The sequence below is a fragment of the Nocardia lijiangensis NBRC 108240 genome (assembly GCF_001613045.1).
GTDB lineage: Bacteria > Actinomycetota > Actinomycetes > Mycobacteriales > Mycobacteriaceae > Nocardia > Nocardia lijiangensis.
The window spans coordinates 1-12,138 of record NZ_BDBP01000056.1; the positions used below are offsets into that span (position 1 = coordinate 1).

Consider the following 12,138-nt stretch of genomic DNA (forward strand, 5'->3'; position numbering starts at 1 on the left):
GCCTCGGCCTTCGCGCGCTCCAGCGTCGCCCGTGCCGCGGCGGCGACCACGGCTTGCTCGCGACGGCGTTCGCCGTTGGCGATGGCGTTGAGGTAGCGGCGTACCGAGGGTGGAGTCGACTGCATTTCCTGCGGGTGGGCGAAGAACACCCGCAGCGCTTCGTTCGGGCCGGGATTGCGTTCGCTGAATCCCCAGTGGAACGGTGCGTCGGCGCCTGCCAGCAGCAGCGTCGCGATCAGCCCTGCGATGAGCACGCGATGCTTGCGGAGCAGCGCGCGGTAGTCCTGCTGTTTCTGCTCGCTCCACAGCTCCCGCAGGTCGGGACGGGGGCGACGGCGTAGCTCGCCGAACTCCGCGCGGGCGCGGCGCAGCAGGTCGCGCGGGTGGTAGCCGGACGATTCCCGCATCCTGGCACGCCAATTCGGCGGAATGACGCCGATGCCACCCACTCCGCGTACCCGCTCGAGCCCCGCGCGGCGAGCCTTGTCAAGCATTACGCCGACCTTAGCCGTGCGCGCGAGCGGGACGCGCGGATGCGAGCGCATGTCGGCAGGGAAAGCTCTTCGGCGAAAGCCGAGCGTTGCCGACATGCCTGCGCGCGCGAGGGTCTACCGTCTGTCGGGTGTCTGGAGAATCTCGCCGGTCGACCATTCCACCTTTCTACGTGATGGATGTCTGGAAAGCCGCCGCGGAGCGCGCCCGAACCCACGGCGACGTGCTCGTCCTCGCGGCCGGTCAGCCGTCGACGCCCGCACCCGCCCCGGTGCTGCGCGCGACCAAGGCCGCGATCGACTCCGAATTGCTCGGCTACACAGAGACTTTCGGCATCCTTCAGCTGCGCGAGGCGATCGCGGAGCATCACAGGGACACCTACGGCTACGACGTCGACCCCGACGAGGTGGTGGTGACGACCGGCTCGTCCGGCGCGTTCACCCTCATCTTCCTTGCGGCCTTCGACGCGGGCGACACCGTGGTGGTGGCCAGGCCCGGCTATCCGGCGTACCGCAACACCCTCACCGCGCTCGGTTGCCGGGTGGTCGAATTGGACTGCGGCCCCGACACCCGGTTCCAGCCGACCGTCGCCATGCTCGACGCGTTGCCCGAGCCGCCCGCCGGTCTGGTGGTCGCCAGCCCGGCCAATCCCACCGGAACCATGATCGCGCCCGCCGAGCTCGCGGCGCTGGCCCGATGGTGCGACGCGCACGGGACCCTGCTGATCTCCGATGAGATCTATCACGGCATCACCTACGAGACCGCGGGCTCGGACGCGCGGACCTCCTCCGCGTGGGAGACCTCGCGCGAATCCGTGGTTATCGGCTCGGTATCCAAGTACTTCTCCATGACCGGCTGGCGCCTCGGCTGGATGCTGGCGCCGAGCCGGTTGCGGCCCGCGCTGCAACGACTGGCCTCGAACATGACGGTGTGCCCGCCCGCCGTGTCCCAGTACGCGGCGCTGCACGCTTTCGGCTCGGAGGCCAAGACCGAGCTGGACGGTCACGTCCAGCGCTACGCGGTCAACCGGCGGCTGCTGCTCGACGGGCTGCCGAAACTCGGGATCACCGATCTCGCGCCCGCCGACGGCGCCTTCTACGCTTACGCCGATATCGGCCACCTCACCGACGATTCGCGCACGTGGTGTGCCGAGGTGCTCGAGCACACCGGGGTTGCGCTGGCGCCCGGCATCGACTTCGACACCGTGGCCGGACGCCGCACCGTTCGCTTCTCGTTTGCGGGCGCCACCGCGGACATCGAGGCGGCGCTGCTGCGGCTCGGCTACTATCTGCGCGCTTGAACGGTATGTCCGACAACAAGTTTCCACAGTTCGGCACCAGCAACGCCCAGATGAGGTAAAACAACGATTGCTGGGTTTCGACTACCGATTTCGCACGGATGAACTGATGACGACTGGCACGATGGCACGGTGATAACCGCGACGACCCCGAAAGGCGAACGGCGTCGCCAGGCTCTGGTAGCGGCCGCCGCCGAGTTGTTACTCGAAGGCGGATTCGATGCGGTGCGGCATCGCTCGGTTGCCACGCGCGCGGACCTACCGCTCGCCTCGACCACGTACTACTTCGAGTCCCTGGAGGACCTGATCGCCCGCGCGGTCGAGTTCAGCGGGAACGCGGAGCTGGACGCGATGCGCCGCAGGGTCGGCGAGGTGAGTCACCGCCGCCGCGGTGCCGAGGCGACCGTCGACCTGGTGCTGGATCTGCTGGTCGGCACCGACCGGCACGACGAGGGCGCGCGGGGTCAGCTGATCGCCCGCTACGAGCGCTCGGTGGCCTCGGCGCGACACCCCGAGCTACGTGAGGTCCAGCTACGCCTGCGCGCCCAGCTCGACGAGCTGCTCGCCGACGTGCTGCGGCGTTCGGACCGGCTGGTGCGGCCCGAACAGCTGCGCAGGCTGGTCGCGGTGGTGGACGGCGCGGTGGTCGCGGCACTGAGCGAAAGCAACCCGGAACCCCGGCGGATGGCGCGCGGCGCGCTGCTCGAGGTGATCGATATCGTCGCCCCGGCGACGCCGCAGCAAGCGGACAGGTTCCGAGCACTAGACTGACCAGACGTGAGTCTCGTCCCGAATGTCCTCGCCACCCGTTACGCCAGTCCCGGACTGGTGCACCTGTGGTCGCCCGAGCACAAGATCGTGCTGGAACGGCGGCTGTGGCTGGAGGTGCTGCGGGCACAGTCCGAGCTCGGCATCGACATCCCGGCCGGGGTGATCGCCGACTACGAGCGCGTGATCGACCACGTCGACCTCGCGTCCATCGCCGAGCGCGAGCGGGTCACCCGGCACGACGTGAAGGCGCGCATCGAGGAATTCAACGCGCTGGCCGGGCACGAGCACGTGCACAAGGGCATGACCAGCCGCGACCTCACCGAGAACGTCGAGCAGCTGCAGATCCGGCTCTCGCTCGAGCACGTGCACGCGCACGGCGTGGCCATCGCGGCGCGGCTGGCCGAGCGCGCGGCCGAGTACCAGACCGTGGTCATGGCGGGCCGCTCGCACAACGTGGCGGCGCAGGCCACCACCCTCGGCAAGCGCTTCGCCTCGGCCGCCGACGAACTGCTGATCGCGCTGACCAGGCTGCGCGAACTCATCGACCGCTATCCGCTGCGCGGCATCAAGGGCCCGATGGGCACCGCGCAGGACATGCTCGACCTGCTCGGCGGCGACCCGGCCAAGCTGGCCACGCTGGAACAGCAGGTGGCGAGGCACCTCGGGTTCGCGACCGTGTTCACCAGCGTGGGTCAGGTGTACCCGCGCTCGCTCGACCACGACGTGCTCTCCACGCTGGTGCAGGTGGGCGCGGGCCCGTCCTCGTTCGCGCACACGATCCGGCTGATGGCGGGACACGAGCTGGTCACCGAGGGCTTCCAGCCCGGGCAGGTGGGCAGCTCGGCCATGCCGCACAAGATGAACACGCGTTCGTGCGAGCGGGTCAACGGCTTGCAGGTGGTGCTGCGCGGTTATGCCTCGATGGCCGCAGAGCTGGCGGGCGCGCAGTGGAACGAAGGCGACGTGTTCTGTTCCGTGGTGCGCCGTGTCGCGCTGCCGGACGCGTTCTTCGCCATCGACGGCATGATGGAGACCTTCCTCACCGTGCTCGCCGAATTCGGCGCGTACCCCGCGGTGATCTCCCGCGAGCTGGATCGCTACCTGCCGTTCCTCGCCACCACCCGCATCCTGATGGCCGCGGTCCGCGCGGGTGTCGGCCGGGAGACCGCGCACGAGGTCATCAAGGAGCACGCCGTCGCCGTCGCCCTCGCCATGCGCGAACAGGGCCGCGAGCCCGACCTGCTGGACCGCCTCGCCGCCGATCACCGCCTCCCCCTCGACCGCCCGGCCCTCGACGCCGCCCTCGCCGACAAGTCCGCCTTCATCGGCGCCGCGGGCGCCCAAGCCGCCGACGTCATCGCCCAGGTCCAGAAACTGGTCGACGCCTACCCCGAAGCCGCCCGCTACACCCCGTCCCCGATCCTCTAGCGGTACACGCGAAACCCGGCTGCCCACCGTCCGGTGAAGAGCCGGGTTCACGCGGAACGCAGGTGCTGGTCGTCCGGCCAGGACCTGCGTCCACTTCCCCGGCTAGTGCCCGGGGCCGCTCGAGCCTACGAGCAGACATCACCGCGGTACATCGAATTGATTGCGCGGGGCGGCGTGCCTATCGAGCGGGATGCGTCGGCTCGGCGGCTGCCGCGGGGCGGTTAGGGTGCGGTGTGGATCCGTACACGATTTTCGACGACATCATTGCCGGGCGGGCGCCGGCTTCCAAGGTGTACGAGGACGACGACGTGGTCGCGTTCATGGATATCCGGCCGATGACGCCGGGGCATCTGCTGGTGGTGCCGAGGGTGGCGGCGCGTTGTCTGGCGGAGCTGGATCCTGCGGTCGGCGGGAAGCTGTTTCAGGTGGGGCAGCGGTTGGCGGGGGCGTTGCGGGAGAGCGAAGTGGGGTGTGACGGAGTCAACTTCTTTCTCGCCGACGGTGTGACGGCGGGCCAGGAGGTGTTCCACGTGCACCTGCACGTCATCCCGCGGACCCCGGGCGACGGGTTCGGGCTGCGCGGGCGGCCGACCAGTCCGCGCCGCGCTGACCTGGACTATCTGGCCGGATCCATTCGCGGGGCGCTGGCGCGGACGGAGCACGCCGGGGGTCTGTGACCGCCGGGCAGGCGTGAAAGCCCTTACGTACTGGGCAGTTTGCTATAGAGAAGCCGGGATTTCGAATCTCCTCCGCGAGTCCATCGAGTGGGTTACGTTGAATGCCATTCCCATGCGGTGAGGGAGGGTGAGACGTGCGGCGTCCTCGAGTTGCTGTTGCGGTGCTGGCCTTTTCGATGGCGATGATCGGGCCGGTGGTGGTCGAACCGGCGCGGGCGGCGGCCGCGCAGATCGTGCGCATCGATGACCGGAGCCCGACCCGGTCCTCGATGTTCGTCGATTCCCCGGCGATGGGCCGCACGGTCCAGGTCGACGTGCTGCACCCGGCCCACGGCGACTCCCGGCCCGCCTACTACCTGCTGGACGGCCTCGATCCCGGTGTCGGCCAGAGCACCTGGACCAACGCGACCGACGCCGAGGCATTCTTCCGCGGCAAGAACGTCAATGTGGTGTTGCCCGTCGGCGGCCAGGCCAGCTACTACACGGACTGGCAGCAGGACGACCCGCACTTCGGCCGCTACCGCTGGGAAACCTTCCTCACCAGGGAACTACCGCCGCTGATCGACGAGAACTTCGACGGCAACGGCGTCAACGCGATCGGCGGCCTGTCCATGGGCGGCAGCGCGGCCTTCATCCTGGCCGCCCGCCACCCGCACCTGTACCGCGCGATCGCCGGCTACAGCGCCTGCCCGGACACCGGTCTGGCCACCGGCGGGGTGATGTTCTCCATCGCCAACCGCGGCGGCAACCCGGTCAACATGTGGGGCGCGCCGGGCAGCCGGGCCTGGGCCGAGCACGATCCCTCGCTCATGGCGGATCGCTTGCGCGGCAAGACGATCTACCTGTCCACCGGCACCGGCGTGCCCGGTCCGCACGAGGCAGAACTCAAGCCGCAGCTGGTCGAGAACGTCTTCCTCGGCGGTCCGGTGGAGGTCGGCATCAACACCTGCGTGGTGGCCTTCGAGCGGCGGCTGCGCAGCCTGGCCATTCCGGCGCGCATCGATTACAGCCCGGTCGGCACCCACTCCTGGTCCTATTGGCAGGACATGTTGCACGCCTCTTGGCCCGCCCTGAGCCGAGCCATCGGCGCCTGATCCGGCGCACCGCCCGGCGCGAGTTCGCTCGCGCCGGGCATCGAACGACTACAGCCGGGACAACTCGCTCTCCGACCACGCCGGATAGTCGGTGTAGCCCTTCGCGTCTCGCCCGTACAACCCTTCCTCGCGAACGGGAGCGAGCGGCAGGCCGCGCGAGATCCTTTCCACCAGATCGGGATTGGCGATGAAGGCCCGCCCGAACGACACGAGATCGGCGAGGCCGTCGCGCAGCGCCGCTTCCGCGCCTTCGGCATCGGTCGGCTCGCGGTTCTCGCCGATGTTCGCGATCAGCGTGCCGCTCCAGCGCGGTCGCAGATCGGCCAGCGCCGGATAGTCGTCGTTGTCGATGAGGTGCAGGTAGGCCAGCTCGCGACGATCGAGCTCGTCCACCAGCTCGCGGTACAGCGGCGCCGGATCGTCTTCGCGCATGTTGAATTGCGGGTTGCCGGGCGAGAGTCGGATGGCGGTGCGGCGCGAGCCGATCGCCGCGGCCACCGCGTCCACGATGGCCAGCGGCGCGCGCATGCGGTTGTCGATCGAACCGCCGTATTCGTCCGTGCGCAGGTTGGTGTTGTCGGCGAGGAACTGGTGGACCAGATAGCTGTTGGCGCCGTGGATTTCGACGCCGTCGAAACCTGCGGCGATCGCCTTGCGGGCGGATGCGGCGTACTGGCCGACGATCGCGGTGATGTCGTCGCGGCTCAGCACCCCCGGCGTGATCGGATCGGCCTTGCCGCCCTCGATCAGGTGCACGCGATCCGGATCGATCACCGCGGAGGGGCCCGCGGGCCAGGATCCGTCGATGCGGCCCAGCGGATGGCTCTTGCGGCCGCCGTGCATCAGCTGGGCGAAGATTCGTCCGCCGTTGTCGTGCACCGCGGTGGTGACGCGGCGCCAGGCGTCGACGTGGGCTTCGGTCTCCAAGCCGGGTGACCACGCCTCGCTCTGGCCGGTCGAATGCGGCCAGATGCCTTCGGTGATGATCAATCCGGCGGCGGCGCGCTGTGCGTAGTAGTCGACGACATCGGGGGTGGGGGAGCCGTCCGGCAGCGAGCGCAGCCGGGTCATCGGGGACATGATGATCCGGTTCGGCAGGGCCAGGTCGTGGTTGCGGTAGGGCGTCAAGAGCTGCATGAAGCGTACGCTAGAACCTGACATTGATGTCAGGTCAAGGCCGACGGGTTCGAGGAGTGGAACACAATGCGCATCGGGGAACTGGCCGAGCGAACCGGCGTCAGCGTCCGGTCGCTGCGGTACTACGAGGACAAGGGCATGCTCGCCGCGGCCCGCAGCTCCGGAGGGCAGCGCGAATACCCGGAGGTGGCCGTGGACCGGGTGCACCGGATCCAGGAGATGTTCGCGGCCGGGCTGACCAGCGACACCATCGCCGACCTGCTCCCGTGCATCCATGACGAGGACGGCACGCCCAACGCCGCCGCGACCCCGTTCCTGGTCCGGAAGCTGACCGAGGAGCGGGCAAGGATCGACCGGGCGCTACGCGATCTGCACAGCACCTGCGAGGTGCTCGACGGCGTCATCCGCGCCGCGGGCGGCGAGGCGCCGCCGCCGGAGTTCCATCGCGCCGAGGATTCGACGACCCGCAAGTAGGGTGGACCGCATGTCTGTCGAAAGTGTGGTGACGGCTCCGATCGCCAAGACGGTGCCGACCGAGCGGGTGCATCACGGCGACGTCTTCGTCGACGAGTACGAGTGGCTCCGGGACAAGGAGGATCCCGAGGTCGTCTCCCACCTCCAGGCGGAGAACGCCTACACCGAGGCGCAGACGGCGCACCTGCAGGGTCTGCGCGAGAAGATCTTCGAGGAGATCAAGTCGCGCACCCAGGAGACGGACCTCTCGGTGCCCACCCGGATGGGCCAGTTCTGGTACTACTCGCGCAGCTACGAGGGCAAACAGTACGGCGTGCACTGCCGCTGCCCGATCGATGCCGCGGCGGGAGCGACGGGCGTGGAGGCGGCAGCGGGCGTAACCACGGAGCGCACCGCGGACGCCGCCATCGGCACCGCCGAGGGCATCGACGCGTGGACCCCGCCGCAGCTCGAGGCCGACAGCGAGATCCCCGGCGAACAGGTGCTGCTGGACAGCAACGAGCTGGCCGCGGGCCACGCCTACTTCGCGCTCGGCGCGTTCTCGGTGAGCCACGACGGCAACCTGCTCGCCTACTCGATCGACACCGTCGGTGACGAGCGCTACACCCTGCGTTTCAAGGACCTGCGCAACGGTGAGTCGCTCGCCGACGAGATCGCGGGCACCGCGCCGGGCGCGACCTGGTCGCTGGACGGCAGCCACGTTTTCTATCAGACGGTGGACGAGTCCTGGCGCCCCGACACCGTGTGGCGGCACCGGCTCGGCGCGGCGCCCGAGGCCGACGTGAAGGTCTTCCACGAGCCCGACGAGCGCTACTGGGTGAGTATCGGCTCGACCCGCTCGGAGAAGTACCTGATGATCTGGGTCGGCTCCAAGATCACCACCGAGGGCTGGGTGCTCGAATCCGACGACCCCGAGGGCGAATTCCGGATCATCATGCCGCGGCGCGAGGGCGTCGAATACTCGGCCGAGCATGCCGTGATCGGTGGCGAGGACCGCTTCCTGATCCTGCACAACGACGTGGTGGACGGCGTGAAGGCGGAGAACTTCGTGCTCGCCGAGGCACCGGTCGCCGATCCGTCGAACCTGACGCTGCTCATCGGCCACCGTGACGACGTTCGGCTCGAGGACGTCGACGCGTTCGCCGATCACCTGGTGCTCTCCTACCGGCGCGAGGCGCTGACCAGGGTGGCGGTCTGGCCGCTCACCGAGTCCGGCTACGGCGAACGGCGCGAACTCGAATTCGATCTCGAACTCTTCGCGGTCGGCTCCGGCGCCAACCCGGAGTGGGCCCAGCCCACCCTGCGTATCGGCCTGACCTCGTTCATCACCCCGATGCAGGTGTTCGACTACGTGCCGGCCACCGGCGCGCTGCTGCTGCGCAAGGAGCAGCCGGTGCTCGGCGGCTACGACGCGAACGACTATGAGCAGCACCGGGATTGGGCGGTCGCCGCGGACGGCACCCGGATCCCGATCTCGCTGGTGTGGAAGAAGGGCGCGACGGCCGAGGGCGAGCCGAAGCCGCTGCTGCTCTACGGCTACGGCTCCTACGAGGCCAGCATGGATCCGTCCTTCTCGGTGGCGCGGCTCTCGCTGCTGGACCGCGGCATGGTGTTCGCGGTGGCGCACGTGCGCGGCGGCGGCGAGATGGGCAGGCTCTGGTACGAGAACGGCAAGACGCTCACCAAGAAGAACACCTTCACCGACTTCGTGGCGTGCGGGCGGCACCTGATCGACACCGGCGTGACCGCTGCCGACCGGATGATCGCCGACGGCGGCAGCGCGGGCGGGCTGCTGGTCGGCGCCGTGGCGAACCTGGCGCCGGAGCAGTTCCGCGGCATTCTCGCCAACGTGCCGTTCGTGGATCCGCTGACCTCGATCCTCGACCCGTCGCTGCCGCTCACCGTCATCGAGTGGGACGAGTGGGGTAATCCGTTGGCGGACAAGGACGTCTACGCGTACATGAAGTCCTATTCGCCGTACGAGAACGTCGAGGCCAAGAACTACCCGGCGATCCTGGCCGTCACCAGCCTGAACGACACCAGGGTGCTCTACGTCGAGCCCGCCAAGTGGGTGGCCAAGCTGCGCGCCACCAAGACCGGCGACGCACAGCTGCTGCTCAAGACCGAGATGAGTGCGGGCCACGGCGGCGTCAGCGGCCGCTACGAGAAGTGGAAGGAAGTGGCCTTCGAGCACGCCTGGGTGCTCGACACGGTCGGGCTGGCCGACAAGTAGGCGTACCTCCGGGCGGCCTGTCGATCGGAGGTGGCAGGCCGCCGACCGCGAGTGCGGTCAGTGTTCGTTCTGTGGTCACGCTCGCTGCACGTCGATGACACTTGCGTCCGGCACCGTTGGTTCATGAACGCTGAGCTGATCGTGTCCGTGTCGGGGATTCGGGACACCACTCGAGACGCCGCGATCGAATTCGCCGCCGAGATGGATCGTCGCGCCGTGCGGTTGTCGCTGCTGGTGGCGCCGCGGTTGAAGGGCAAGTACCGGCTGGTCGACGACCCGGCCACGCAGGCGTGGCTGCGCGGCAGACGGGCACGCGGCGACGCCATCGTGCTGCACGGTTACGACCAGGCGGCGACCAAGCGCCGCAGGGCGGAGTTCTCCACACTGCCCAAGCACGAAGCCAAGCTCCGGCTCACCGCGGCCGACCGTGTACTGGAGCAGGTGGAACTGCGCACCCGGCTGTTCGCCGCGCCACGCTGGGACGCCTCGGCGGGCGCCATCGCGGCGCTGCCGGAGACGGGCTTCCGGGTGGCGCTCGGCCTGACCTCGATCCTCGACCTGGAGCGCAACGCGGCGCAGAAGGCGCGCGTGTACGGCATCGGCGAGGGTTTCCGCGCCGAGCCGTGGTGGTGCCGGGCCCTGGTGATGGGCGCGGCCCGCACCGCGCGGCGCGGCGGCGTGCTGCGCTTGGCGGTCTCGGCGGCGCAGTTGCAGCGTTCGGGTCCGCGCCAGGCGATGCTGGACGCGGTGGATCTGGCGCTGTTCCACGGCGCGGCGAGCGATGTGTACCGCTGGGAGCCGTTCAGCCTGATGCGCGCGGCCTGACACGGTCGCGGGGGGAGGTACGTCCGCCGCCGGGGAATGGCGATCGAGGGCGGCGGGCGTACTTCCGCCCGAGGCTCATCCCGCGTGCGGAGGTTTCGCGCTGGGCGTCCTCGGCTTCGCGGTGTGGGTGAACCCGCCCGCCTCGGCCCTGGTGAGCGAGACCTTCATCGGATGGCTGGCCAGCTGCCGCACACAGCGATCGAGGTCGGCGAGCAGCAGATCGACCATGTCGTGGGTGAAGCCGTGCCGGACGACCGCGCGCATGACCGTCTCCGAGCCGCGGTCGGGCGGCAGCGGATACGCGGCGATCAGCCAGCCGCGGGTGCGCAGCCGATCGGACAGGTCGTAGAGATTGAAGCCCGGTGAGCCGGTGAGTCGCCAGCACACCGCGGCGATGCCACGATTCGGGTCGCCGTCGTGGATCAGCTCGAATCCGTCGAACTTGGTCAGCCCGTCTGCCAGATGACCCGCGACCCGGTAGATCGCCTCCTGCAACCGGGTGTAGCCGAGCCTGCCGAGCCGGATGAAGTCGTAGTACTGCGTGATCACCTGGCCGCCCGGACGGGAGAAGTTCAGGTTGAAGGTGGCCATGCTGCCGCCGAGATAGTCGACGTCGAAGATCAGCTCCTCGGGCAGATCGTCGGCCGTGCGCCAGATGGCCCAGCCCGCGCCGAGCGGAGCGAGGCCGGTCTTGTGGCCGGAGGAATTGATCGATTTCACCCGTTCCAGGCGGAAGTCCCACACCAGGTCGGGCGCGGTGAACGGGGCGAGGAAGCCGCCGCTGGCCGCGTCCACGTGCAGCGGGATGTCCAGGCCGTTGCTGGACTGCAGGTCGTCGAGCGCCCGCGCGATGCCCGCGACGTCCTCGAACAATCCCGTGTAGGTCTGTCCGAAGTTGGAGACCACCATGATGGTGTTCGCGTCGCAGTGCGCGGCCACGTCGTCGGGGTGCATGGTGAGCCGGTTGCCGCGCAGCGGCACCTGGCGGATCTCGACGTCGAAGTAGCGGGCGAACTTCTCCCAGCAGACCTGCACGGGTCCGCACACGAAGTTCGGCGTGCCCGTGCCGCCGCGCTTGCGCCAGCGGAACTTGGCGGCGAGCCCGCCCAGCATCGCGGCCTCACTGGACCCGGTGGTGGAGGTGCCGAGTGTGGTCGGGGGATCCGGGGCGTGCCAGAGATCGGCGAGCATGCTCGTGCAGCGGCGCTCCAACTCCGCGGTCTGCGGATATTCGTCCTTGTCGACGATGTTCTTGTCCAGCGACTCGTTCATCAGCCTGCGCGCCTGATCATCGACCCAGGTGGTGCAGAAGGTAGCGAGGTTCATTCGCGAGACGCCGTCGAGCAGCAGTTCGTCGTGCACGATCTGGTAGGCGACCTGCGGGATCGTCTCCTTCGCGGGGAAACGCTCTTTGGGCGCGGGGTGGTCGATTGCGGGCAGTGCGAACAGATCGTCGAAGTCCGGTGCAGCGGGCATCAGGGGCCTCCCAGCAAGGCTGCTCATCGATTGCCACGGATCGGTTGCCGACCTCATTCTGCAATGAATTGCTTGTACAAGCGGCCAATTCGAGGCGACAAAGACGGATGCTGAGCGGCTACTGGTGCGCGATGTTCCGGTGCAGGGCTTCGAGCGCCGCGCTGTCCCGGATCGCCGTCTCGGATATCCGTGCTGGCACGGAGGGCGCGCGGTGTTCGCACGGATGTGTGCTGA

At 69.0% G+C, this 12,138-nt stretch carries 10 protein-coding genes and 1 pseudogene; 8 read left to right on the forward strand and 3 right to left on the reverse strand.

Annotated elements, in window-relative coordinates; genetic code table 11:
• A pseudogene (locus NL1_RS21120) lies at positions 1-494 on the reverse strand (M23 family metallopeptidase); the annotation flags it as partial.
• Between the two features lie 128 nt (positions 495-622).
• Here NL1_RS21120 and NL1_RS21125 point away from each other — a divergent pair.
• The 5 genes from NL1_RS21125 to NL1_RS21145 all read left to right on the forward strand — a co-directional run bounded on the left by NL1_RS21125 (position 623) and on the right by NL1_RS21145 (position 5,759).
• Complete coding sequence (locus tag NL1_RS21125; RefSeq protein WP_218024465.1) at positions 623-1,792, forward strand: pyridoxal phosphate-dependent aminotransferase; 1,170 nt, start codon at positions 623-625, stop codon at positions 1,790-1,792.
• A 129-nt stretch (positions 1,793-1,921) separates the two neighbouring features.
• A complete protein-coding gene (locus NL1_RS21130) occupies positions 1,922-2,560 on the forward strand; it encodes a TetR/AcrR family transcriptional regulator (protein WP_067841943.1) in 639 nt (212 codons plus the stop codon).
• A gap of 6 nt (positions 2,561-2,566) precedes the next feature.
• Positions 2,567-3,988 carry an adenylosuccinate lyase gene (purB, locus tag NL1_RS21135; RefSeq protein WP_067841945.1) on the forward strand — a complete coding sequence of 474 codons (1,422 nt, stop codon included), beginning with the start codon at positions 2,567-2,569 and terminating at the stop codon, positions 3,986-3,988.
• A gap of 233 nt (positions 3,989-4,221) precedes the next feature.
• Positions 4,222-4,665, forward strand: a complete 444-nt coding sequence (locus NL1_RS21140; RefSeq protein ID WP_067841947.1) for an HIT family protein — start codon at positions 4,222-4,224, stop codon at positions 4,663-4,665.
• A 134-nt stretch (positions 4,666-4,799) separates the two neighbouring features.
• Positions 4,800-5,759 (forward strand): alpha/beta hydrolase, encoded by a 960-nt coding sequence (locus NL1_RS21145; protein ID WP_067841949.1) that lies wholly within the window; start codon positions 4,800-4,802, stop codon positions 5,757-5,759.
• A 48-nt stretch (positions 5,760-5,807) separates the two neighbouring features.
• Here NL1_RS21145 and NL1_RS21150 read toward each other — a convergent pair whose 3' ends face one another.
• Positions 5,808-6,896, reverse strand: coding sequence for an alkene reductase (locus NL1_RS21150; protein WP_067841951.1), 1,089 nt, complete (start codon positions 6,894-6,896; stop codon positions 5,808-5,810).
• A gap of 66 nt (positions 6,897-6,962) precedes the next feature.
• Here NL1_RS21150 and NL1_RS21155 point away from each other — a divergent pair, with 66 nt between their 5' ends.
• The 3 genes from NL1_RS21155 (at position 6,963) to NL1_RS21165 (ending at position 10,428) form a co-directional block, all read left to right on the forward strand.
• Positions 6,963-7,370 (forward strand): MerR family transcriptional regulator, encoded by a 408-nt coding sequence (locus NL1_RS21155; RefSeq protein ID WP_067841953.1) that lies wholly within the window; start codon positions 6,963-6,965, stop codon positions 7,368-7,370.
• Positions 7,371-7,380: 10 nt separating this feature from the next.
• Positions 7,381-9,603 carry a S9 family peptidase gene (locus NL1_RS21160; protein WP_067842060.1) on the forward strand — a complete coding sequence of 741 codons (2,223 nt, stop codon included), beginning with the start codon at positions 7,381-7,383 and terminating at the stop codon, positions 9,601-9,603.
• A 123-nt stretch (positions 9,604-9,726) separates the two neighbouring features.
• On the forward strand, positions 9,727-10,428 hold the full coding sequence (locus NL1_RS21165) for a DUF2334 domain-containing protein (protein ID WP_067841955.1): 702 nt from the start codon (positions 9,727-9,729) through the stop codon (positions 10,426-10,428).
• 75 nt (positions 10,429-10,503) lie between these two features.
• Here the strand turns inward: NL1_RS21165 and gad are convergent, their stop codons facing one another.
• The gene (gene gad, locus NL1_RS21170) at positions 10,504-11,904 is read right to left on the reverse strand and encodes a glutamate decarboxylase (RefSeq protein ID WP_067841957.1); all 1,401 of its coding nucleotides are present in this window, start codon (positions 11,902-11,904) and stop codon (positions 10,504-10,506) included.
• Positions 11,905-12,138 lie beyond the last annotated feature (234 nt).